We start from the raw sequence: 22,726 nt of genomic DNA on the forward strand, positions 1-22,726 counted from the left end.
ACTGGTACGCCCCGCGTCAGCTGGTCAACGCGACCCGGCTGCCCGCCCGTTCAAGGGAGCGCTCCACGATGTCGCAGGCCGCCTCGACGCCGGACTCCGCTCGCAGCCGACGGCCGAACCACTCGGCCCTGCGGCGCATGTCCCGGTCGTTCACCGCCCGCACGATGGCTCCCGCCAGGTTGCGGGTCGTCAGTTCGGACGCCGGGATCGGGCTCGGCCCCACCCCCAGTCGGTGCACGAGCGACCCCCAGAACGGCTGGTCGAAGAAATGGGGGCAGACGACCGTGGGAATTCCCGCCGTCAGACCGGCGCCCACGGTGGCGGCTCCCCCGTGGTGGACGACCGCGGCCACCCGGGGAAAGAGCCAGGAATGCGGAACGCTCGGGACGACGTGGACCAGATCGTCGGAAGGCGTCACTTCCGGATCCCCGAGCAGCACACCCCGGGCACCGGCCTGGCGAAGGGCACCGCGCACCAGCTCGTGGCGGCCCCACTGGTCGTCGGTGAGCATGCTGCCGAATCCGGCGTAGACGACCGGCGGACCCGGGACGTCGAGGAACTCCGCCAGTTCACGAGGCGGCTCCCATCCGGAAGGCGTGTCCAGGAGCCAGTACCCGGTGACGTGTTCACTCGACGGCCAGTCGGGAGGGGCCGGGAGCACGGACGGGCTGTAGCAGTACAACGTGGGCCGCGATTCACGACGCCATTCCCCGAACGGCCCCGTCAAAGGCCACGGGGAAAGGCCCAGAACGCCCGTCCGCCAAGCGTTGACACGGCGGCGGAACACCTGCCAGATCACCTGCTCGGCGAGCCGGAGGCTCCACACGTTCCCCAACGGCCCCAGGGAACGGCCCAAACCGCTCGGGGAGAAATGACGGGTGGGGCGCAGCGGAACGGACGACGCCGCGAACGACGGCACGTCCCAGCGCTCAGCGAGACTCTGCGCGGGAACCGCCAGCGGCGAATAGACGACGCAGTCACTCGGCCGCGCCACCGTGGAGATCCCCCGGAACAGCCGGTCCGCGGCGGGCCCGCCCACCTGCCGCATCCACCGGGCGAAAGCCACGGGATTGTCCCCGCACACCAGCAACCGCTGCCCGCCCGGCGTCGCGAGCAGCTCGTCGGGATCCGGTTCCACGGCGCTGTACACCACCCCCGTACCGCGCACGGTGTCCGCATACCGCGCGGCCCCGATCAACTGCACCTCGAAACCCCTGTTTTTCAGGGCCACGCCCAGCGCGGCGAGCGACTGGACGTCTCCGCGAAGCCCTACGGAAACGATGGTAATTTTTTTCGACATCGATCTCCCTGCGCACGCGGATTACCCTGCCGAGAAAACACGTGGTGCGATTCAGGCTAGGGCCTGACCCGTGTAATTCCCGGCAGGGCGGCGCAGCGGAATTCCGCTCAATCCAGGATCTCGACGTACCCGTCGGTTCCGTGCACGCGGATGCGCTGCCCGTCCCGGATCAGGCGGGTGGCGCGTTCCACGCCCACGACGGCCGGCAGGCCGTACTCGCGGGCGACCACCGCGCCGTGGGTCATCAGGCCGCCCACCTCCGTCACCAGGCCCGCGATGCCGACGAACAGCGGTGACCAGCTGGGGTCGGTGAAGGCCGTGACGAGGATGTCGCCCGGTTCGAGATCGGCGTCCGCCATGTCGAGGATGACGCGGGCCCTCCCCTCGACGGTCCCGGCGGAGACCGGCAGGCCGATCAGGGCGCCGGCCGGCGCGTCGTCACGCCGGTAGGCCCCGGTCAGGGCCTCGCCGTCGGACGTGAGGACCCGGGGCGGGGTGAGCGCGTGGTACGAACGGAACGCTTCCTCGCGCCGCTCGATGAGCCGGCCGTCCACCCGGTGCGAGCGCACGGCGTCGCGGAATTCCCCGAAGGTGAGGTAGAAGGCGTCCTCCTTCGCGGCCAGCACGCCGTCCCGCGCGAGACGCCCGGCCTCCTCCAGCAGGGCCCGCTTGTACACGAAGTAGCGGCTGATGATGTCGTACTTCGGGTACTCCCGGTACCCGATGAAGGTCCTGACGCGGTCGATCATCCGCTTGGTCTCGGCGGCCTTCCGGTCGCCGTCCGGCAGGGCCCGCAGCCGCGACAGGACGTCCCGCTCCTTCTCCTCCGCCTTCCGCCGCCCCTCCTCGAAGCGCCGCCCGGCGGCGCCCGGTTCGAAGTTCCCTACGCTGTCGAGGATGACGGGCACGAGCGTGGCGGGGCGTTCGCGCCAGCGCGGCCTCGTGATGTCGATCTCGCCGACGCAGCGCATGCCGTACCGGTCGAGATAGGCCACGATCGCGTCACGCGCCTCGGTGCCGCCCGGGAGTTTCGGCAACTCGTCGAGGAAGTCCCCGTCCTCCGCGTCCTGCGCCTTCACGCCCCGGAGGAACGCCACCACCTCCGGCCGCGGGCGGATCACATCCGCGACGTCGAGCAGCGCCAGCCCCATCTCCGACGTGACGTTGCCGGGGGCGGACAGGGTGAGCGTGTCGGCGGCGCTCTTCTCCCCCAGCCACTCCCTCAGCTTGTCGTTGAGCCACCAGGTGGCCTCCATCCCCGCCATGATCACCCGCATGCTCAGCGGATCGGTGAGGACCCGCTTGTGCTCCTCGAACGCCTCCAGCAGGAAGTCGAACAGCGCCGGCCCGGTCTTCGTCCGGATGTCGCCCTCCAGGGCGGCGATGGACTCCCGGCTCCGCCGGACCAGCTCGGTGACGACGGCCGGGTCGTTCTCGAGCGGGGCGGGCGGTTCGCCGGCCCCGCTCAAGGACGACCCGGCCGGGGCCTCGTCCGGAAGCGGCGCGACGAAGTCGGCACGGTCGAGGACGGTCTCCAGAGCGTCCCTGGTCAGCGGGTCGCCCCTGCCGATCACGTCCAGGAGGGCGGCGCGGCTCGCGGGCGCGGCCAGGCGCCGGGTGACGTCGACGAACAGCCTGCCCCCGGCCTCGTGCATGGGCACCATGGCCGTCAGCCGCCACATGGAGAGGCCCAGGGGCTTCATGGGATCCGTCATCATCTGCCCGTGACCGACGGAGACATAGACGTGGTTCTCCTCGTCGCCGGCCTCGGGGACGGGGAACAACGTGGTGATCGGCCGGCTCTGGACGATGCGGAAACCGTCGTCGGCCAGGCACCACTCGATGTCCTGCGGACGGCCGAAGTGCGCTTCGATCCGCCGCCCGAGCCGCACCAGCCGCACGGCCTCCTCGTCCGTCAGCGCCGGCTGTTCCCGCCGCCCTGCGTCGATCGCCACCTCCCGCGTACCGCCGCCGGGCGAGGCGTGCAGGGCCCGCCGTTTCACGGCGATCGTCCTGGCGACGACCTCGTCCTCCCGCACCGTGAAGACGTCCGGGTTCACCAGGCCGGAGACCAGGGCTTCGCCCAGGCCGAAACCGGCGTCCACGGTGGCGACCTTCCGGTTCCCCGTGACGGGGTCGGCCGTGAACAGGACGCCGGACGAGCGCGGGACGACCATCCGCTGCACGACCACGGCCATGTGGACCGCGCGGTGGTCGATGCCGTTCCGGCGGCGGTAGGTCACGGCCCGCTCGGTGAACAGCGAGGCCCAGCATCGGCTGACGTGCCGGAGGACGGCCGTCGGTCCCACGACGTTCAGGTATGTGTCCTGCTGGCCGGCGAAGGAGGCCGTCGGCAGGTCCTCCGCCGTGGCGCTGGACCGGACGGCGCAGGCGGTCCCCTCGCCGAGCCCGGCGAGCGCCCGCGTGATCGCCGATGCGACGTCGTCCGGGACGGCGACCCCTTCGAGGATCCGGCGGATCTCCGCGCTGAGCGTGCGGACCGCCTCCCGGTCGTCCGGGTCCACCCGCGACAGCCGGTCGAGCGGTTCGTCGATCGACGGCGCTTCCGCCATGATCCGCCGGAAGGCGTCCGTCGTCACACAGAACCCGTCCGGCACACGGACGCCGTCGAGCCGCGCCAGCGCGCCCAGGTGCGCGCCCTTGCCGCCGACGACCGCGGTCCGCGTCTCGTCGACCTCCCCGAGGTCCAGCACGTACCGCTCGCTCATCGCGCCACCTCCGAGGCGGCCGTGCTCCGCCGTACCGCGGCGGCCCGCCGGTTCACCGGTGTTTCCGGCGCTGTCGCGGCCTTTTGCGTCGACAACAGCACATGCATGTCTTGCGCCTCATTTCCGCAGCTTGTGGCATCGGCCGACGATTCTGCGCCACCACCGGGGCCTTGCGGCAAGCCCCCCGGCGCGCTATATGTTGAGAGTGGCAAGGAGAGGATTCTCCTTGCCTTTCCTTTTGCCGTTCCGCGGGGCCGCCTCAGGTCAACAGGTGGTACGGGGCCGCCCTGTTGGGCCCGCGTCCGCCGCTTTGCCGCCGCCCTGGGAACCGGGTTCCGCCGTCAGCCGGGCGCCGGCCCGCCCCGACTCCGTGTGGCAGCACACCGTGTACGCCGGGATCTTCGCCGTCGACAAGGTGCGCGACGTCCTGCCGGAGGCGTTCCGCGTACCGGAGGCCGAGCAGGACCTCGACGGGCGGACCGGCGACGGCGCCGTGCTTCACCGTCGACGAGGAAGGCCGTCTGATCAAGGACAGCGCCACGTCGTCCTCCTGCGCCTGGGCGGTGAGGCAGACCCTGGCCCCCGGGCCGCACGACGACCGGTGGCTGACCGGGTGCGAGGAACAGAGCGCGGAGCTGCCGCGGACCCTGCCGGACCTGGCGGACGGGAAGATCGACGTCGAGCGCCGGCCGTCGCCCGGCGCGGGGCCCTCGGCCGGCTGTTCGTGGACGAGGCGGGCCAGGCCGCGCCGCAGGAGGCGGTCGGCGCGCTGGGGCGGTCGCGGCGCGCCGTGGTCGTCGGCGATCCGCTCCGGCTCGAACCCGTGGTCACCCCGCCGTGGACCGGGCGGCGGCTCGGGTCCGCCGGCGCGGCGGAGCGTCTGGATGGACGCGCGCCGCCGGCTCATCGTCGTCGGGGACTTCGACGCCTGGTCGCGGCACCGCTCCTTCCGGGACCCGGCCGGGCACGAGCGGATCGGCGGGTGGACTCCGTCCGGGCGCTGAGCCCGCGGCCCCGCCCCGCCGGGTTCCGGTGCCCCGGTTCCCGGCGATTCGGACCCTCCCGTACGAAAACGGCTCCCGTACGAAATCGCCCCGCCCGCCACGGACGACGGAACACCCTTAACTGAATTGGCGTCAACTGCCCCGGCTCCTCTAGAATTTGAGCGCATACCGGCAAAAAGGAAAGGCGCCGTCCATGGGCACCAAATTCATCGAGGTCGACGAAACCCACAAGGGTCAGCCCAACGTGGAGGAAGGGGTGAAGACGATCGAGGTCGGCGGGCAGACGATCACGACGCCGATTTACGTGCAGCGCATCGATTTCGACGACCTCGCCCCCGAGGTCACCGACAACCTGACCACGGTCAAGTTCGCGGTGACGGTTCCCGAGGAAATGGAGGACCTCACGGGCGAGGTGGACGAGGACGGTTCGCCGGTGACGGAAATCAAGGAAATCCAGGTGCCCAAGTGGCTCGAAGTCGACCTGGGTCCCGAATCCCTGAAGAAGTACGAAGAAGCGATGGCCCCCTTCTTCGCCGCGGCCCGCGAGACCGAGGCCCCGCTCATCCCCGCGCCCCGCAAGCGCCGGAAGAAGTGACCCACCCGCCCCTCTCCCCGCACGCCGGGAGGGGGGCTTCGTCGATCCCGAGCGGCCCGAGCCCGTCCCGAAGGGACCCCGCCTGCCCCGCGCCGCCCCGGAAAAACGGTTGACCTCCACCCGCGCCCCCGGTCGGATGACTCCCCATGAACATCGACCACGACCTCGTCCGCCGGCTGGTCGCCGGGCGGTTCCCGCGCTGGGCCGACCTGCCGGTGGAGCGCCTGCCGTCCGGGGGGACGGTCAACGCCGTGTTCCGGCTCGGCGACGACCTGCTGGTCCGGCTGCCGCTGGCCGAGGGCGGCGTCGCGGACATCCTGCGGGAACGCGAGTGGCTGCCGCTCCTGGCGCCCCGGCTGCCCGTCGCCGTGCCCGAGGTGCTCGGGGCCGGTGAGCCCGCCGAGGGATATCCGTGGCCGTGGTCGGTGTACCGGTGGCTGCCGGGGCACGTCCCCGAAGAGGGGGCGCTCGACGATCCGGTGCGGCTCGCCGCGGACCTGGCCGCGTTCGTGGCGGCGATGCGGGACGTCGATCCGCCCGGGACGCCGCCCCGGGCGTACCGCGGCGGCCCGCTCGCCACGCTCGACGCGGCCACCCGGGCGGCCCTCGACGCGCTGCGCCGGATCCCCGAGGAGGACGTCGACCACGACGCCGCGCTCGCCGTCTGGGAGGACGCGCTGGGCGCCCCCGGCCCGGACGGCCCGCCGGTGTGGCTGCACGCCGATCTGATGCCGGGCAACCTCCTGGTGGCCGGAGGCCGGCTCGCGGCCGTCATCGACTTCGGGTGCGCGGGCACGGGTGACCCGGCCTGCGACCTGTTCCCGGCGTGGAACCTGCTCCCGTCCGGCGCCCGCGAGGTCTTCCGCGACGCGCTCGGCGTGGACGACGCGGCCTGGCGCCGCGGCCGGGGCCGGACCCTCTCCCAGGCGCTGATCTCCCTGCCCTTCCACCGGGCGGCCAATCCGTCGATGGCACGGAACGCCCGGCACGTGCTCCGCGCGGTCTTGACGGAGGACCGGGTCGACGGCCGTCAAGTCGTCTGACTTCCGCCGGAGTTGGCGGCGAGGATCCCGTATTCCCCCGCGCCCGCCGACACGCCCGACACGCCCGGCCCCCCGCCGGCGCCCCGGGAACCCCCGAAGGCCCGGTATTCAGCCCCTTTCCGGCGTGTCCCTCCCCCGCTCGGACCAGCTCCGTCACCGAATGGAGCAATACGGCTACCCTCCGGATGCCGCCGGGAGGGTGCCGGGTGAACCTCGGATCAAGGAGGTACACCCAATGAAGTCAATCCGTACCGCTCTCTGCGGCACTCTGACGGCAGTCGCCGTCTGCGCGGCACCCGCCGCCGCCTACGCCCTCGAAGCCCCCTCGGCCCCCTCGGCCGGTCAGGTCGTCAAGCACGGCGACCACGACCGCGACCACGGTGACCGCGACCATGGGGACCGCGACCACGGTCGTGACAACGACCGTGGCCGGGACAACGACCGTGACCACGGCGGTTGGAACGAGGACCACGGCCGTGACCACGACGGCCGGGACGACGACCACGGTCGCGACCACGAAGGCCGGGACGACGACCACGGCCGGGACGACCACGGCCGGGACGACGACCACGGTCGCGAGGACCACGGCCGCGAGGACCACGGCCGCGACCACGAGGGCCGTGACCACGAGGGCCGGGGCCACCACGAGGACCACGGCCGTGACCACGGCCGCCACCACGGCGACCACAACCGCAAGGACCACGGCCGCCCGCACGGCTGGTCGCACGCGGGCGGCGGCGCCACCGCGCCGGTGGCCGCCGCGGAGTCCTCGTCCGTCGACACCCCCGTGCTCATCCTCGCGGGTGCCACGGCCGGTATCGCGGGTGGTCTGATCTGGTCCCGTCGCCGGGCCGCCAACACGGTCAAGCGGTGACAGGAAGCGGACCGGAATCATGTCAGAAAAGCGCACAGGTGGTTTCGGCCGCCTGCTGACAGGGGCGGCCTGGGTAGCACTTCTGCTGGCCCTCTGGCTATGGGGCCATGACATCGCCGAGGAGCCGATATCCACGGCTCCGGTCACCGGTGACGTCAAGCCCTCGGGCCGCCCTCCCGCGCATGGCCTGCTCCCGGCGCACTCACCGCTGCCGGTAGCGGCCCCGCAGACCCTGGCCATCAGGGCCATGGGTCTGCGGGCCCCCATCGAAGGGCACGGCCTCGACCCCCAGGGCGGGGTCGAGGCCCCCTCGTACGACCGGCCCAACACCGTCGCCTGGTACAAGGACGGGCCGGCGCCCGGCGCCGTCGGCGCCGCCGTACTCGTCGGGCACGTCGACACCAAGACCTCGCGGGGCGTCTTCTACGAACTGAGCACCGCGAAGCCGGGCCTGAAGGTGAACGTCGTCCGCAAGGACGGCAGCACCGCCGAGTTCACCGTCGAGGACGTCGCCGTCGTCCCCCGGGACCACTTCGACGCCGACAAGGCGTACGGCCCCAAGGACCCCAAGCGCGCCGAGCTGCGCCTCGTCACCTGCGGCGGCGAGTACGACCGCGAGCGGCACGAGTACACCGCCAACGTGGTGGTGTCCGCCTACCTCACCGGGACGGCCGGCGCCCCCGCCGCCCCGCCGCCGGCCGGGAACCGGCCCGGGAAGCCGGCCGAGCCGGCGCAGCCCCCGGAGCAGACCGACGAGGGCGACGACCCCGACGCGCCATGACGTCCGGCGGGCGGCGGGCGGCCCGCGGCGTCAGCCCGCCCGCCGCCGCGCCCGCAGCGCGAACATATGCGGCACCCGGGGCTCCGCGTCCGGCAGCCGCCACCAGCCGTCCGGGTCCCGGACCATGCCGGGCAGCCGCGGCCAGGGCAACAGCTCGGTCTCGCGCAGCACTTCGAGCTCCAGCCCGGCCCCGAGGACGGCCCCGACGGTCTCCCCGAGCCCGTGCCGCCACTCGTAGCTGGTCACGGCCTCCCGGAGCGGGGGGCCGTCGGTGTACGTCCGGGGGTTGTCGCCCCGGATCGGCCCCCGGCCCTCCAGGTAGTCGTGGCGCAGCAGCAGCCCTTCCTCGCCGGGCGCCGGGACCGGGCCCAGCGCGTTGAGCAGCGGGTGGAACTCCACCAGGTACAGCACGCCGCCGGGCCGGAGCAGCCGGGCGACCACGTCCGCCCAGGCCGGCAGGTCGGGGAGGTAGCAGAGCGCCCCCTTGCCGGTGTAGACGACGTCGAACCGCCGTCCGCCGAGCGCCTCGACGGCCCGGTGGACGTCGGCCCGGACGTACTCGACGTCCCGGCCGCGCTCGGCGGCGAGCCGCCGGGCCTCCTCCACGGCGGCCGAGGAGAAGTCCAGGCCGACGGCGCGGGCGCCCCGCTCGGCGAAGGCGTGGGTCTCGGTGCCGAGGTGGCACTGGAGGTGGAGGACGTCGCGGCCGGCCAGGTCGCCGAGGTCGGTCCATTCGAAGGGGGCGAACCAGTCGTCGGCGGTCCGGGAGCCGTCCAGGCCGTAGAAGTCGCTGGCGACGTGGACGGGGGTGCGGGCGTCCCAGTTGCGTTCGTTGGCGCGCAGCATCTCCTCGATGCCGGGCGGCCGTTCGCCGGACGCGGTCGTGCGGTCGTCTGCCGTCATGGGGCCTTTCCTACCACCGCCGGGCACCGCGCTCACCCCGTCGCCCGGCGAGGAGGAGCCGCCGGGAAGGCCAGGGCGGCGGCGCGGCGCCAGCGGTTGCCGGGGAGGGCGGGGCGGAGCGCGGCGAGGGCGCCGCAGTACTTGGTGAAGACGGCGGGCCGGACGCCGTGGGCGTGCAGCAGCCGGTCGGCGTCGGTCAGCCGGCCGGTGCCCTTGGTCTCGACGAGGACGAGGCCGGGGGCGCAGCGCACGGTGGCGCCGGTCCGGCGGTCGACGCAGACGAGTCCGGCGTCGCAGGTGACGCGTTCGCCGTCGGCCACCAGGGTGGCGCGCAGGTAGTCGGTGGTGACCGAGGGGGTGAGTTCGGTGGGGGCGGTGATGCCGTAGGCCGTGCGCAGGGTGGTGTCCAGCCAGGCGCGGTAGGCCGGGTCGAGCGGGGCGGCGTCGCCGGTGAGCGGGAGCCGGTGTTTGACGGTGTCGCCCCGGCCGCCCTTGAGCTTGAGCTCGAACTGCCGCTCCCCGCTGTCCCGGTAGACCCGTTCGCGGATCTTGAAGCGCTGCCGGCGGCCTTGCCGGTGCTCGTGGAAGGAACGCAGGCCGGGGGTGTCGTAGTAGACGGAGTGGTAGTGGAAGGCCCGTCTGCCGTCGATGGTGAGGACGCGGTAGGCGCCGCCGGGCCGGTGCGGGGCGGTGAGGAGGGCGACGAGGTCGGTGAGCAGCCGGGCGGGTACCAGGTAGCTGCGGTCGAAGCGGGTGAGCAGGCACGAGCGCGCGTTGACCTCGGCGAGGGTGATGGGCCGGGCGGCGCCGACGGCGCGTTCCAGGGGGTGCGGCGTGCGCGGGCCCGGGACGGCGGGGGCCGGGGCGGCGGTGCTCACGCGGCCTCCCAGGCGTGCGTGTCGCGCACCGCCGGGCGGGCGGCCGGGGCCTGCCGGGCGGCGCCGGGCGGGAACTCGCGGTAGCGGACGTCGACGACCATGAGGTCGCGGACGTAGTCGATCTCGGTGACGGTCCAGTGCAGCGGTTCGCCGAGGCGGTGGGCGAGTTCGGCGCGGAGCGCGGCGGGATCGGTGAGGACGACGTCGAGGGTGACGACGCTGCGGCGGGCGCGGGTGAGCAGCCGCGGGTGGTCGGCGACGTACACGACCAGCAGCAGGACGCCGCTCAGGGTGGCCGCGTAGCCCAGCCCGAGGTGCGGCAGCCCGCAGAGCAGGCCGAGGACGAGGGTGCTGAAGTAGTAGGCGACCTCTTCGTGCTGCACGGCGTCGGAGCGCAGCCGGATGATGGAGAGCACGCCGAAGAGGCCGAAGCCCAGCGCGGTCCCGCCCTTGGCGCCCACCTCGGCGAGTGCCGCCACGACGGAGAACAGGGCCACGTTCAGGGCGAGATAGGCGGGGACCAGGTCGCGCCGCCGGTGTCGCGGATGGTAGATCGCGAAGGTCAGCAGGCCGACCGCGAGCAGGTCAAGACCCAGGTGGGCGGCGAGGTCACGCACGGGTTCCACGGCTTCTTCCTCCCTATACGGCTGCGCCGGTCGCACAACGCCGGTCACACAACTCCAGGGAAACGATGGGTGAACGGAAGGGATCCTCCGGGTCCATTCGAGCGAACCGTGCGGGTCCTTGACGGCGGAGCGGCGGAGCTGGCCGGATCCGGTGGATTCCCGTCGTGTTCGGCGCACTTGCGGCGCGGGGTGCGGCTGTGCCGGGCGGGTCGCGAGACCCCTCCCGGTACGGCCGACGGGCCTCTGGCGATCAGCGCCGGGCCGGGGCAGGCTGGGCCTCCGTGGAACGGATACGCGTCCCGCGCGACGGACGTTCGAGGAGGGCACCCGTGACCCCGACCCGACCGCACCCGGCCTCCCCCGGGAGCGTCGCCCTCGCCCCGGCGGCGGCCCGGCTGCTCCGGCGGCTGCGCCGCAAGCACGGGCCGCTGATGTTCCACCAGTCCGGCGGCTGCTGCGACGGCAGTTCGCCGATGTGCTACCCGCGCGGCGAGTTCCGCACCGGCGGCGGCGATGTGCTCCTCGCCGAACTGGCCGTCGAGGGAGTGGCCGAACCCATCGGCTTCTGGATGGCCGCGGACCAGTTCGAGCGCTGGCGGCACACCCACCTCACCGTGGACGTGGTGCCGGGGCGCGGCAGCGGCTTCTCCCTGGAGGCCCCGGAGGGCGTCCGCTTCCTGATCCGCTCCCGGCTGCTGACGGACGCGGAGGCGCGGCTGCTCGGGCCGGCCGCCGACGGCCGCCGGGACGCCGGCGGCCCCGGGGACGACCGTACGGAGGCGGGCTGACCGGCCGGGTCAGGACGCGGCGTCCGCCAGCGACAGCGTGTGCAGCCGCTCCGGCGGGCCGGGCCGGGCGTAGTACCAGCCCTGCGCCGTCTCGCAGCCCAGTATCCGCAGGTGGTCCGCCTGGGTGCCGGTCTCCACGCCCTCCACCGTCACCGACAGGTCCAGGGTGTGGGCGAGCGAGACGATCCCTTCGACGATCTTCACATCGACGGGGTCGGCGGGCGCGCGCTGCATGCCGCGGGTGAACGAGCGGTCGAGCTTGAGGGTGCTGACCGGCAGCCGGCGCAGGTAGGAGAGGTTGGAGTAGCCGGTGCCGAAGTCGTCGAGGGCGATGTCCACGCCCAGGTCGGCGAGTTGCCGCAGCGGGCGGAGCTGCTCCTCGTCGGCCCCGATGAGGGCGTTCTCGGTGACCTCCAGGCAGAGCGCCGACGGGTCGAGGCCGGCGTCGTCGAGGACGGCGACGATGTCGGAGACCAGGGCCGGGTAGCGCAGCTGCGAGGGCGAGAGGTTGACGTTGACGCGGAGCGGCACCCGGCAGCGGCCGTCGCTGCGCCAGGCGCGGGCCTGGCGGGCCGCCTCCTCCAGGACCCAGCGGCCGAGCGGGACGATCAGCCCGGTGCTCTCGGCGAGCGGGATGAACTGGTCCGGGCCGAGCACCCCGTGCACCGGGTGCAGCCAGCGGACGAGCGCCTCGGCGCCGCGCACGGTGCCGTCGGAGAGCCGGACCAGCGGCTGGTACTCGATGAAGAACTCGCCGTTCTCCAGGGCGCCGGGCAGGCAGTTGGTGAGGTCGTGCCGGGCGATGGCGCGGGCGTCGGAGTCGGCGTCGGCGATCTCGTAGCGGTTGCCGCCGGCGGCCTTGGCCCGGTACATGGTGATGTCGGCGCTGCGCAGCACCTCGGCGGCGTCCGCCTCGCCGGGCCGGCCGTCGACGATGCCGATGCTGGCGCGGACGGACAGGTGGCGGCCGTCGAGGTGGACGGGGTCGGCGAGGGCGGCGAGCATCCGGCGGGCGAGGGCGGTGACGTCGCGCTGGGCGGTGGGGCCGGTGGTGAGGGCGACGAACTCGTCGCCGCCGAGCCGGGCCACCAGTTCGTCGGGCCCGGTGGCGCAGGCGCGCAGCCGCTCGGCGACGGCGACGAGGAGCTGGTCGCCGACGGCGTGGCCGAGGCTGTCGTTGACGGCCTTGAAGCCGTCGAGATCGAGGTAGCAGAGACCGAAGTGGCTGTCGGGGCCCAAGGGCCCGCCGGGGTCCAGGGTGCGGCCGAGGCGTTCGAAGAAGAGGGTGCGGTTGGGGAGGCCGGTGAGGTCGTCGTGGGTGGCCTGGTGGCGGAGGCGCTCGTGCAGCTCGCGGCGCTCGGTGATGTCCTCCATCAGCGCGAGCTGGTATTGGGGGCGGCCGGTGGCGTCGCGCAGCAGGGAGACCGTCAGATCGGTCCACAGGACGCTGCCGTCGCCGCGGTAGTACGGCTTCTCGACGCGGTAGTGGTCGCGGTCGCCGCGGACCAGCTCGGCGTAGAGGCCCCAGACCTCGGGCGAGTCGTCGGGGTGGACGAGTTCGCCGACGTTGCGGCCGGCCACGGGACGGTCGATGCTGCCGAACATCCGGCAGAGCGCCTCGTTGACGTCGGTGATGTGCCCGTCGACGTCGGCGATGCCCACCCCGATGGCGGCGCCCTCGAAGACCGCGCGGAACCGCTCCTCGCTGGTGTGCAGGGCCTGTTCGGTCTCGGCCCGGGCGGCGAGGGCGGCCCGGGAGATGGCCTCCTGCTCGGCGAGCGCGCGTTCGCGGAGCTCGGCGGCGAAGCCGGCGGCGACGGCGTGCTGGAGCCGGGTGCAGCGGGCGCGGCACTCGTCGGCGGGAACGGCGTCGTCCGGCGGGCAGTAGAGCAGCAGGTAGGCGTCGACGGCACCGAGGACCGGCGGGAGGATGGCGGGGTCGGTGCAGTGGCCGCGGACCAGGGCGGCGCCGACCTCGGCGCCGGGCGCGGGATCGAACGTACGGGCGTGCAGCGCGTCGCGGAGCCGGGCGGCCAGCGGGACCAGGAAGCGCTCGAACTCGGCGCGGGTCAGCGGGGTGGACGCGACCGGGTGGACGGCCCGGCTCCACAGCGCGGCGAACCGCCGCAGCCGCTCGTCCTGCACCGCGCTGTCGCCGGTGGGGTACGGGGCGGGGTACGGGCGCGGCTCCGCGGTGCCGGGCAGGGTGCGGCCGTTCGAGGTGCCGGTCACGGCTTGCGCCCCACACCGGCCACTCCGGCGAACCCCGCCGTGAAGACGGGATCGGCGGCGCGGTCCGGCTCCGCGGCGGCCCCGGCCTCCCCGGCCCCGCGCGCCTCCGGCTCGGCGTCGGGGTCCTCCCGGGGCTCGGGACGCCAGGTGGGCATCGGCACCAGCCCGGGCTCGACCAGGGTGAAGCCCTCGAAGAACCGGGCCACGTCACGGCGCGAACGGGTGCACAGCGGTGAGCCGATGGTGCGGTAGACGCTCGCCACCTTCTCGCCCTCCTCGGGTTTCATCGGCCCGCCCTCCGTCGCGGCGTGGGTCAGGATCAGCAGGCTGCCCGGCGGGAGCGCGTCGCGCAGCCGGGCCACCGCCGCCCAGGGATCGTCCTCGTCCGGTACGAAGTGGAGCACGGCGACGAGGAGCAGGGCGACGGGCCGGCCCGGGGTGAGGAGGTGGGTGACCTCGGGGCTGCGCAGGATGGCCTCGGGCGAGCGCAGGTCGGCGGCGACGACCCCGGCCCGGTCGTTCCCCTTCAGCACCGTGCGGCTGTGCGCGACGGCGACCGGGTCGTGGTCCACGTAGACGACGCGGGCCTCGGGGTCGGCGGCCTGGGCGGTCTCGTGGACGCCGCCGAAGGTGGGGATGCCGGAGCCGACGTCCAGGAACCGGGTGACGCCCCGCTCGACCGCGTGGCGGACGGCGCGCCGCATGAACGCGCGGTTGGCCTGCATGATCTTCGGCATGTCCGGAAACGCCTCGATAGCGCGCCGCCCGGCCTCCCGGTCGACCTCGAAGTTGTGCGAGCCGCCCAGGTAGTAGTCGTAGATGCGGGACACGCTCGGCACGGACAGGTCGATGCCCGAAGGGGCCCGGCAAGGACGCTCCATCACTCTGTCTCTCCAGCTCATCGCAGGGGGTGTTGAGGGGCCTGAGCAGAGGCTACTGATCGTTCGTTCGAATGGTAGAAGCAAGCGGAAAAGCACGATCCGGATGAGTTCACCGCTCCCCCTTCGACTCCAGCAGGTCTGCGGTTCATCGCGGTTCAAAACCACTCGTTCGCGTGAGATGCGTCTCTGTCCGCCGTCATGGGTGCCCTCGCGTCCACGGCGGTCCGTGCCGCCGGTCGGTGCCTCCCCTTCCCTCCCCCGGTCCGTACGGATCGGTACCAGCTCTCGCATTATTGATCACATCATTGCCGACTACAGCAAATGATCATGGACCGCCGCTCCCCGCGCAAGGGGCGCGTCCCGGTTCGGGAGGGCGCGCGGACGTGCGACAGGGACCGCCCCGGGCGTCGGCCGCCGGGGGTGCGGCCCCTGTCGTACGTCTGGTGCCAACGGGAGGTTTGCCCGGCCGGGAGCCGGGGTCCGCCGCCGCCTCCTAAGGCCGCAGCGCGCCCGGCTCCGCCAGCGGCGCCGCGTGCGCCACGGCGTTCTTGGGGTGGTGGGGGTCCAGGAACCACCGGCGGGCCGAGACCAGCCACCACACCCCGGCGAAGCCGAGCACCGCGGCCACCGCCACGGGCGCGTAGTTGAAGGTCTCCAGGGTCACCGGGTGCACCTGCGGCAGCATGAACAGCACGGTGATCAGCGCCACCCACCCGACGGCCACCACCCCGACCGGCCGCGACCAGCGGCCCAGGTGCCAGGGGCCGCGCTCGAAGCGGTCGCCGAGGCGCAGCCGCAGGAAGGTGGGGATGACGTAGGCGATGTACAGCCCGATGGTGGCGATGCTGGTCACGGCCGCGTAGGCGGTCTCGTTGATCAGGTACGGCAGGCCGAGGACGAGCGCTCCCCCGGCCGCGAGCCACACCGCGTTGGTGGGCGTGCGGGTCGACGGGTTGATCCGGTGCCAGACGCGGGAGAAGGGCAGCGCCCCGTCGCGCGAGAAGGCGTAGATCATCCGGGAGTTGGCGGTGACGGAGGCCATCCCGCAGAACAGCTGGGCGGCGATGATGACCAGCAGCAGCGCCTTGCCGCCGCTCGCCCCGAGCGCGTCCATCAGGATCTGGGCCGGCGGCACCCCGGTCGTCGACTCCAGCGAGCCGTCGTAGCTCTGGATGGCGAACGTCATGCCGACGAGCAGCACGAAACCGGCGATCCAGGAGAGCCAGATGGAGCGGACGATGCCGCGCGGACCGGCCGTGGACGCGTCGTTGGTCTCCTCGGTCATATGGGCGGACGCGTCATAGCCGGTGAAGGTGTACTGGGCCATCAGCAGCGACAGCAGCCCCACGTAGAAGCCCGAGTCCCAGCCGGTGCGGTTGACGAACTCGCCGAAGACGACGGAGGACGACTGGTGGTGGTCCGGGACGAACGCCAGGGCACCGACGATGACCAGCACACCGATCACGTGCCACCACACGCTGACACTGTTGAGCACGGCGACGATGCGCACGCCGAAGGTGTTCAGGACGGCGTGCAGCAGCAGGATGATCCCGAACAGGGCGATGGTGTGGCCCGGGGTCGCCGCGAAGTCGAACTGGAGGTCGAGGTAGGCGTTGAGGAAGGAGGCCGCGCCGAAGTCGACGCCCGCGGTCACCGCGATCTGGCCGAGGACGTTGAACCAGCCGGTGAACCAGGCCCACGCCGCCCGGCTGCGCTCCGGGGCCATCCGGTGGGCCCAGAAGTACAGCCCGGCGCTGGTCGGGTACGAGGAGCACACCTCGGCCATGGCCAGCCCCACGATCAGGGTCATCAGGCCGACCCCGACCCAGCCCCAGGTGATCATGGCGGGGCCGCCGGTCGTCATGCCGTAGCCGTACATGGTCATACAGCCGGACAGCACGGAGATGATGGTGAACGAGACGGCGAAGTTGGCGAACCCGCTCATGCTGCGGGCGAGGGTCTGGCGGTAGCCGAGCTGGGCGAGGCGCTCTTCGTCGGAAACTCCGGAAGCGCCGGAGGCGCCGGGGACGCCTGAGACGCCGGGGACTTCGAGTGGCACGGAAACCTCTTCCTCGGTTCGTCGGTCCAGGGGGCGGTGGGGGAAACCGTGGTGCGGTCGTGCGATGGTGCTGCTGCGTCCCGGGGCCCGGGGCTCAGCCCGGCCGGGGCGGCCGGGGCGGGCGGCCGGCGGCGGCGCGGGCCGCCCAGCCGCGGTACCGCAGGAACAGCTCACGCGGTTCGCCGCAGTACGACCAGGGCGCGTCGCAGGCGTACGGCCCGATCGCGGTGAACACCTCGTGCGCCTCGGCGTGCCGGCCGGCGAAACCGAGGGCGTGCGCGAGGTAGTTGGCGTCGTCCGCGAAGTGGGCGTGCGGCCGGGGCGACCGGTGCCGCCACCAGCCGTCGAGGACCCGGTCGATGTGCGGACAGTCGTTCCAGGGGTGCACCGTCAGCCCGTACGCGCCGCCGCTCTCCGCCCTGCGCTGCCGGTAGGACTCGGCGAGGGCGACCAGCGGGAGGACGGCCAGCGGGAGCCCGGCGGGGGCGGTCTGGGCCCGTTCGAGCGCCCAGTGGAACATCTCGCCGCCGGAGCCGTGGTTCCGGTCGAACAGGAAGGTGAGCACCTCGTGGTGCGCCTCCCGGTTGTACGGGTCCCGGGCGGTCGCCTCGTTCCAGATCCGCCCCAGCAGCTCCCGGTCCGGGGCGTGGACGCGCACCAGGGCCAGCAGCACCACCCAGGGCGAGGGGTCCGCCGGGGCCGCCTCGGCGGTGGCCAGGCAGGTCTCCCACGCCTGCTCCATCAGCTCGCGGCCCGCCTCCCGGCCGGCGACCAGCGACCGCAGCGCCTGGACGTGGGCCAGCACGGCGAGGGCGTCCGGGGAGCCGGGTTCGGCCCGGGTCCAGGTCTCGGCGAAGCGGAGGTTCACCCCGGCCCGGGCGAGGACCTGGAGCCGGAAGATCCGCCGGTCCCAGTCGTGGCCGGTGGCCGCGAGCAGGTCGCGGGGGCCTTCCCAGCGGCCCATGGCGGCGTCGTCCACGGCGGCGCGCAGCGGGCGGTCGTCCCGCGCGGGATGGGGATCGAGCTCCACTTCCACGGGGTCGGCCGGCCCGGCCCGCCGCCCGGACCGGCCGAATCGTCGGCGCTGCATCGGGTGCGCCCCTCCCTGCCTCGCGGTCGTCTGCCGGACGGTTCACGTGCGGTGTCGCAGCGCCCGCGGATTATTGGCATTGTCATGACAAGCTGCCACGACGGGCCACGCGGGCGGGAAAGGTGCACACCGGAACCGGATCGACGGCCGTCGGGCGGCGGGACGGGCGGGAACCCGCCCCGGACACACCGGTGGGCGCACGCCCGACGGAACCACCGCGACCGGAGACGATCGGTCCAGGGCCTCGGTGCGGCCTCAGCTTATACACACAGCCGTGCGAACGGGCCGTGGTCCCGGAGATTCACTGGGTGAACTTCTCTCACTCCACTCCCACTTGGCGCAGGGCCCGCCGCTGGGCGGCCGACAGCTCCAGCGGGAAGTAGAGGTAACACACCCCTCCCGAGCCGCTCTTGACCCGCCCCTGCGCGTCATGCCGCTTGGTCCGCAGCCAGACGTTCTCGAACTGGCGCCGCTTGTACACCCGTTGGACGGCGGCGTCGGAGGGGGCGGCCGGATCGTGGACGACCACGTCCCCGCTCTTGGTGAAGCCGGTGACGCACATCAGGTGCCCCGCCGTGCCGTACCCGGCCCCGTCCAGCTCGGCGGCGAGGAAGGACTGCGAGGTGATGACGGGGACGCCGGCCCGGACCAGCCGCTCGGCGTCGTTCAGCGACCGCAGCCGGGTGACCGTGCTCTGCAGGTCGCGGTAGGTCGCCGCGTAGGCGGCGTTGAACGGCCAGTTGCCGCACCCCTTGTACTGGTGGTCGTAGGTGAACCGGGCCGCGTGGCAGACCTGCGGGTCGGCGTAGGACGGGTCCACCCAGGCCAGGTCGGCGGCGGACGGCCGGCGCCCCCAGTACTCCACCGCCATCTGCGAGGAGGTCGGACTGCACCACGCCTCGCCGCCGTTGTCGTACTCCGGGTACTGCCCCTTGTGGATCTCCTGCGAGTAGCGCGGGACGGACAGCCGGTGCCCCGCCCCCTCCCCCGGCTTCGAGGCGGGCACCGTGAACCGGTCCGGGATCTCGGACCCCATCGCCCCCACCCGCCACACCGTGGGGGTGCGCCCGCCGCCCGGCCGCCGGAAGAGGGTCAGGCGCAGGGCGTACGAGACGAACCGCGCGCCGCTCGCCGGAACGACCGCGAGGGTGTCGGTGGAGACGGAACTGCGGCCGTCCTTCTGCCCGTCGACGGAGGTGCGCCGGATGTCGCCGGCCGCGTCGCCCGACGTCCAGCGGCCCATCACGTACCAGGGTGTCTGCGTACGGTCCGCGTACGCGGCGCGCACCTCGGTCTGGATCCAGGTGCCGGGCGGGGTGTGGGCGTTCCAGGACGCGATGATCTCGGTCGCCGGGGCGGACAGGGTGCGCACCGGGGAGGTCCAGGTGGCGTACTCCCAGCGGGCGGTGGTGCCGGTGTGCGGGTCGGTGTACTCCAGGGTGCCCGCGGGCCGGTCGAGGACCACGCCCGGCCGCCGGCCGTCGCGGACCGCCGTTCCCGCGCGGGTGCCGGCGCGCCAGTCGGCGAGGGTGGACCAGGAGTGGTGGTCGACCGTCCCGGACGACCGCCGGGCCGCGCCCTCGGGGACGGCGGCCAGGGCGGTGCCCGCCCGGGAGAGCGAAGCGGCCGCCGTGACGGCGAGGGCGGCGGTCAGGAGGGAACGGCGGGGCGGACGGGGCGAGGGGGACGAGGGAGAGGGGATCGGTCTGCTGCACATGGCGTGGTCTCCCGGTTCGGCTGTCGGTTTCGGTGTCGATGACCGTGCGGGGGCCGCCACGCGGTCCCCTTCGGGCCGCGCGGTCCGGACGGCCCACTATCCCGGGCGAGAGGGCCGGGAGCCAGTGACGCGACGTACGGCGCGTCAGGCGGACCGCGCGGAAGCCGCGTACGACCCCGCCGCCTAAGGTGACCCCGTGCACGACCCCACCTCCTCCCTCTCCTCCCTCTCCGCTCTCGCCCGCCGGCTCCGCGCCCTCCCCCCGTCCCTCGGCCCGGTCCGGCTGGTCGCCGTCGACGGGCACGCGGGCTCGGGGAAGACGACCTTCTCGGCGCGGCTCGCCGAGGCGCTGGGCGGCGGCACACCGGTGCTGCACCTGGACGACCTGGCGACGCACGACGAGCTGTTCGAGTGGACGGACCGGCTCCGCACCCAGGTCCTCGCCCCGCTCGCCCGGGGCGCGACCGCCCGCTACCGGGCCTACGACTGGACGGCGCGCCGCTTCACCGGCCCCGAACACGCCCTGCCCGCCGCACCGGTGGTCCTGCTGGAGGGGGTGGGCGCGGGGCGCCGCGCCCTGCGCCCCCACCTCGCCTGCCTGCTGTGGATGGACCTGGACCGCAGTGACTCCTGGGACAGGGGTCAACTCCGCGACGGAGAGGAGCAGGCGGAATTCTGGGCCGGATGGATGCGGGAGGAGCGCGCGCATTTCGCGGCGGACCCCACGCGCCCCTATGCAGAACTCCTGGTGCGGCAGAGCCCCTTGGGGTACGAGGTGCTGCCGGGACCTCACGGGACCGACTGAACCCCGCCCTTCCCTACGCTGAGTAGCCGACCCGCCCCGGACCCCGACACCCCGGCGCCGTTCGCGTCCACGGACCGCCCCAACTCGGCTTGACCCCGGGCCCATACAGGACTTACGTTCAGAAGGAGCGGCCCGACGCGGTCGCCGAAGAACGCGAAGCCCCCGGTTGTTCCCCCGTGACCGGGGGCTTCGTACTCCCCGCGAAACCCCCTTACACCCCTTTTGTCCAGCTGCCCGGACGAAGGGCCGTTACCCACGGTGACAGGCCGCCGCGACACCTCCCGGACGCCCCGTAAACCACCCCCGGCGGCCACGAAGGAAGCCCCCGCACCCTACGGGCGACGCCGATCGCGCAGGTACGATGCCAAGCGGCGCACCCGTCGTCGGCGGGCGCCGGCAACACTGGTCAACTCCCGCCCACAGAACAATGGTTCGAACGACGCGGCCGGGCACCCGCCCGGCGGCGCGGCACGGGGGCAGGGTTTGTGGGGGATGCGATGGACTTCGGCACACAGGGCCCGCCCGCCCCGGCAGATCTCGCCTGGCTGCGCGGTGTCGACGCCTGCACGATGGGCGCCTACGCCCAGGCGGAGGAGGAGTTCCGGACGGCGGTGCGCATCGACCCCGGGATGGCGGACGCCTGGCTGGGCCTGCACGCCCTGCGGGCCGAGACCTCCACGGCGCTGCTGCGCATGTACCGCCACCGCGACCGGTTCGGCCAGCAGCGCGCCCGCCACCGGCGCCCGCTCAACTCCTGGTACTGGCTGGGCTGGTGGGTCCAGCCGGTACTGGAGACCGGCCGCGACCTGCTGCTCGCCCACGCCTCCCACTGGCTGGACGGCCGGCACGTCCCCGAGCTGGACCGGGCGCTCGCCGAGTGCCCGCCCGTCGACACCGACCCCCAGGTCCGCTTCCTGCACGCCTGCCGCGCCTACCTGGTCAAGGACTGGGAACAGCTCGTCTGCCACACCGAACCCTTACTCGACGACGCGCTGCTGGGCATCGAGGCCGGGCTGTTCGGCGGCATGGCCCGGGTCCGCCTGGAGATGTACGGCCAGGCGGAACCGCTGCTCTCCACGGCGCTGATGCGGTGCCGCAGCGAGCAGCCGCAGCGCAAGGAGCTCCGCTACTGGCTGGCCCGCGCCCACGAGGGCACCGGGCGCAGTGCGGCGGCGCTCCCCCTCTACCGTGCCGTGCACCGGGTGGACCCCACCTTCATGGACACCTCCGCCCGGCTGACCGCCATCTCGGCCGGCGACGGGCTCGACGAGCACACGGACCTCTCCCCGCCGTTCCCCTTCGGCGGCCCCGGACAGGACCCGCCGGACGCCGCGGACACCGCCGGGGACCCGGAGGCGCGGGCCGGCGACGTCCTCACCGGGACGGTCCCGGCGCCCGCCCCCGTCGGCGGGGTACGGGAGGTGGCCCGGGTCCCCCCGCAGCCGTCCGCCCCGCCCCTGCCCGGCCCCTCCGACCCCGTCCTGCTCGCCAAGGCGCTCGCCGAGCTGGAGCGCATGGTGGGTCTGGAGCCGGTCAAACGGCAGGTCAGAGCCTTGTCCGCACAGCTTCACATGGCCCGCCTGCGAGCCGGCCAGGGCCTCCCCGTCCAGCCTCCCAAACGCCACTTCGTCTTCTCCGGCCCCTCCGGCACCGGCAAGACCACGGTGGCCCGGATCCTCGGCCGGGTCTTCTACGCCCTCGGACTGCTCGGCGGCGACCACCTCGTGGAAGCCCAGCGGGCCGACCTGGTCGGCGAGTTCCTCGGCCAGACGGCGGTCAAGGCCAACGAGCTGATCGACTCCGCGCTCGGCGGCGTCCTCTTCGTCGACGAGGCGTACAGCCTCGCCAACTCGGGCTACAGCAAGGGCGACGCCTACGGCGACGAGGCCCTCCAGGTGCTCCTCAAACGCGCCGAGGACAACCGCGACCGCCTCGTCGTCATCCTGGCCGGCTACCCCGAGGGCATGGACCGCCTCCTCGCCACCAACCCCGGCCTGAGCTCCCGCTTCACCACCCGCGTCGACTTCCCCAGCTACCGCCCGGCCGAACTCACCTCCATCGGCGAGGTCCTGGCCGGCGAGAACGGCGACGCCTGGGACGAAGAGGCCCTGGAGGAACTGCGCTCCATCAGCACCCACGTCGTCTCCCAGGGCTGGATCGACGAACTGGGGAACGGGCGCTTTCTGCGGACGCTGTACGAGAAGAGCTGCGCGTACCGGGATCTGCGGCTGTCCGGCTACGCGGGTGCGCTGTCGCGCGACGATCTGGCGACCTTGCGGTTGCCGGACCTCATGCAGGCATACGGCGAGGTGCTCTCCGGCCGGAGCCCGGAGAGGTAGGCCCCTGTCCCGCCCTTTCACCGTTTCTCGCGGGGGCAAGCCCCCGCACCCCCGAAACCGCGCTCCGCGGACGAGCGGCGAA

18 protein-coding genes are annotated in these 22,726 nt (G+C 73.4%); 8 read left to right on the plus strand and 10 right to left on the minus strand.

From position 1 onward, the window contains the following. Nucleotides 1–16: 16 nt before the first annotated feature. Both J7W19_RS04630 and rph read right to left on the minus strand, forming a co-directional pair. Nucleotides 17–1,300, minus strand: a complete 1,284-nt coding sequence (locus tag J7W19_RS04630) for a glycosyltransferase (protein WP_004949646.1) — start codon at nucleotides 1,298–1,300, stop codon at nucleotides 17–19. Between the two features lie 107 nt (nucleotides 1,301–1,407). Further along, complete coding sequence (gene rph / locus J7W19_RS04635) at nucleotides 1,408–4,029, minus strand: rifamycin-inactivating phosphotransferase (RefSeq protein ID WP_004949643.1); 2,622 nt, start codon at nucleotides 4,027–4,029, stop codon at nucleotides 1,408–1,410. A 563-nt stretch (nucleotides 4,030–4,592) separates the two neighbouring features. Between rph and J7W19_RS04640 the strand changes: the two genes are divergently transcribed. From J7W19_RS04640 to J7W19_RS04660, 5 genes are all read left to right on the plus strand, one after another. Next, nucleotides 4,593–5,033, plus strand: a complete 441-nt coding sequence (locus J7W19_RS04640; RefSeq protein ID WP_210455277.1) for a hypothetical protein — start codon at nucleotides 4,593–4,595, stop codon at nucleotides 5,031–5,033. Nucleotides 5,034–5,226: 193 nt separating this feature from the next. Next, entirely contained in the window at nucleotides 5,227–5,628 is a 402-nt protein-coding gene (locus J7W19_RS04645) for a hypothetical protein (RefSeq protein WP_004949637.1), read from the plus strand. 146 nt (nucleotides 5,629–5,774) lie between these two features. Further along, nucleotides 5,775–6,671, plus strand: a complete 897-nt coding sequence (locus tag J7W19_RS04650) for an aminoglycoside phosphotransferase family protein (protein WP_004949635.1) — start codon at nucleotides 5,775–5,777, stop codon at nucleotides 6,669–6,671. A gap of 235 nt (nucleotides 6,672–6,906) precedes the next feature. Continuing rightward, complete coding sequence (locus tag J7W19_RS04655; RefSeq protein ID WP_004949632.1) at nucleotides 6,907–7,545, plus strand: hypothetical protein; 639 nt, start codon at nucleotides 6,907–6,909, stop codon at nucleotides 7,543–7,545. A 19-nt stretch (nucleotides 7,546–7,564) separates the two neighbouring features. Continuing rightward, nucleotides 7,565–8,326 carry a class F sortase gene (locus J7W19_RS04660; protein ID WP_106429692.1) on the plus strand — a complete coding sequence of 254 codons (762 nt, stop codon included), beginning with the start codon at nucleotides 7,565–7,567 and terminating at the stop codon, nucleotides 8,324–8,326. A gap of 30 nt (nucleotides 8,327–8,356) precedes the next feature. Here J7W19_RS04660 and J7W19_RS04665 read toward each other — a convergent pair whose 3' ends face one another. The 3 genes from J7W19_RS04665 to J7W19_RS04675 are packed head-to-tail and all read right to left on the minus strand — an operon-like array spanning nucleotide 8,357 to nucleotide 10,733. After that, on the minus strand, nucleotides 8,357–9,229 hold the full coding sequence (locus tag J7W19_RS04665; protein WP_004949627.1) for a class I SAM-dependent methyltransferase: 873 nt from the start codon (nucleotides 9,227–9,229) through the stop codon (nucleotides 8,357–8,359). A 32-nt stretch (nucleotides 9,230–9,261) separates the two neighbouring features. Continuing rightward, a complete protein-coding gene (locus J7W19_RS04670) occupies nucleotides 9,262–10,107 on the minus strand; it encodes a polyphosphate polymerase domain-containing protein (protein WP_004949624.1) in 846 nt (281 codons plus the stop codon). After that, nucleotides 10,104–10,733: a DUF4956 domain-containing protein gene (locus J7W19_RS04675; RefSeq protein ID WP_004949622.1), complete on the minus strand. Its 630-nt coding sequence runs from the start codon at nucleotides 10,731–10,733 to the stop codon at nucleotides 10,104–10,106. The genes J7W19_RS04670 and J7W19_RS04675 overlap by 4 nt, the downstream gene beginning before the upstream one ends. 329 nt (nucleotides 10,734–11,062) lie before the next feature. On the opposite strand from J7W19_RS04675, the gene J7W19_RS04680 reads away from it, so the two are divergent. Continuing rightward, nucleotides 11,063–11,521, plus strand: coding sequence for a DUF779 domain-containing protein (locus tag J7W19_RS04680; RefSeq protein ID WP_004949620.1), 459 nt, complete (start codon nucleotides 11,063–11,065; stop codon nucleotides 11,519–11,521). Nucleotides 11,522–11,530: 9 nt separating this feature from the next. Here the strand turns inward: J7W19_RS04680 and J7W19_RS04685 are convergent, their stop codons facing one another. The 5 genes from J7W19_RS04685 to J7W19_RS04705 form a co-directional block, all read right to left on the minus strand. Next, entirely contained in the window at nucleotides 11,531–13,753 is a 2,223-nt protein-coding gene (locus J7W19_RS04685; RefSeq protein ID WP_004949617.1) for a putative bifunctional diguanylate cyclase/phosphodiesterase, read from the minus strand. Next, nucleotides 13,750–14,634, minus strand: a complete 885-nt coding sequence (locus tag J7W19_RS04690) for an SAM-dependent methyltransferase (RefSeq protein WP_004953593.1) — start codon at nucleotides 14,632–14,634, stop codon at nucleotides 13,750–13,752. Before J7W19_RS04690 ends, J7W19_RS04685 begins: the two co-directional genes overlap by 4 nt. A 493-nt stretch (nucleotides 14,635–15,127) precedes the next feature. Beyond that, nucleotides 15,128–16,693, minus strand: coding sequence for an amino acid permease (locus J7W19_RS04695; RefSeq protein WP_004953596.1), 1,566 nt, complete (start codon nucleotides 16,691–16,693; stop codon nucleotides 15,128–15,130). 94 nt (nucleotides 16,694–16,787) lie between these two features. Continuing rightward, nucleotides 16,788–17,783 carry a hypothetical protein gene (locus J7W19_RS04700; RefSeq protein ID WP_004953598.1) on the minus strand — a complete coding sequence of 332 codons (996 nt, stop codon included), beginning with the start codon at nucleotides 17,781–17,783 and terminating at the stop codon, nucleotides 16,788–16,790. A gap of 319 nt (nucleotides 17,784–18,102) precedes the next feature. After that, nucleotides 18,103–19,500, minus strand: a complete 1,398-nt coding sequence (locus tag J7W19_RS04705; protein WP_004953600.1) for a C39 family peptidase — start codon at nucleotides 19,498–19,500, stop codon at nucleotides 18,103–18,105. A gap of 196 nt (nucleotides 19,501–19,696) precedes the next feature. Here J7W19_RS04705 and J7W19_RS04710 point away from each other — a divergent pair, with 196 nt between their 5' ends. Both J7W19_RS04710 and J7W19_RS04715 read left to right on the plus strand, forming a co-directional pair. Then, nucleotides 19,697–20,305: a uridine kinase family protein gene (locus J7W19_RS04710; protein ID WP_004953602.1), complete on the plus strand. Its 609-nt coding sequence runs from the start codon at nucleotides 19,697–19,699 to the stop codon at nucleotides 20,303–20,305. Nucleotides 20,306–20,802: 497 nt separating this feature from the next. Beyond that, nucleotides 20,803–22,644 carry an AAA family ATPase gene (locus tag J7W19_RS04715; RefSeq protein WP_004953604.1) on the plus strand — a complete coding sequence of 614 codons (1,842 nt, stop codon included), beginning with the start codon at nucleotides 20,803–20,805 and terminating at the stop codon, nucleotides 22,642–22,644. Nucleotides 22,645–22,726: the final 82 nt, after the last annotated feature.

The organism is Streptomyces mobaraensis NBRC 13819 = DSM 40847 (assembly GCF_017916255.1).
Taxonomy (GTDB): Bacteria; Actinomycetota; Actinomycetes; order Streptomycetales; family Streptomycetaceae; genus Streptomyces; species Streptomyces mobaraensis.

Coding starts and splice junctions, on each gene's coding strand:
- J7W19_RS04630 (WP_004949646.1), bottom strand. CDS start 1,300: ATGTCGAAAAAAATTACCATCGTTTCCGTAGGGCTTCGCGGAGACGTC.
- rph (WP_004949643.1), bottom strand. CDS start 4,029: ATGAGCGAGCGGTACGTGCTGGACCTCGGGGAGGTCGACGAGACGCGG.
- J7W19_RS04645 (WP_004949637.1), top strand. CDS start 5,227: ATGGGCACCAAATTCATCGAGGTCGACGAAACCCACAAGGGTCAGCCC.
- J7W19_RS04650 (WP_004949635.1), top strand. CDS start 5,775: ATGAACATCGACCACGACCTCGTCCGCCGGCTGGTCGCCGGGCGGTTC.
- J7W19_RS04655 (WP_004949632.1), top strand. CDS start 6,907: ATGAAGTCAATCCGTACCGCTCTCTGCGGCACTCTGACGGCAGTCGCC.
- J7W19_RS04660 (WP_106429692.1), top strand. CDS start 7,565: ATGTCAGAAAAGCGCACAGGTGGTTTCGGCCGCCTGCTGACAGGGGCG.
- J7W19_RS04665 (WP_004949627.1), bottom strand. CDS start 9,229: ATGACGGCAGACGACCGCACGACCGCGTCCGGCGAACGGCCGCCCGGC.
- J7W19_RS04690 (WP_004953593.1), bottom strand. CDS start 14,634: ATGGAGCGTCCTTGCCGGGCCCCTTCGGGCATCGACCTGTCCGTGCCG.
- J7W19_RS04700 (WP_004953598.1), bottom strand. CDS start 17,783: ATGCAGCGCCGACGATTCGGCCGGTCCGGGCGGCGGGCCGGGCCGGCC.
- J7W19_RS04705 (WP_004953600.1), bottom strand. CDS start 19,500: ATGTGCAGCAGACCGATCCCCTCTCCCTCGTCCCCCTCGCCCCGTCCG.
- J7W19_RS04715 (WP_004953604.1), top strand. CDS start 20,803: ATGGACTTCGGCACACAGGGCCCGCCCGCCCCGGCAGATCTCGCCTGG.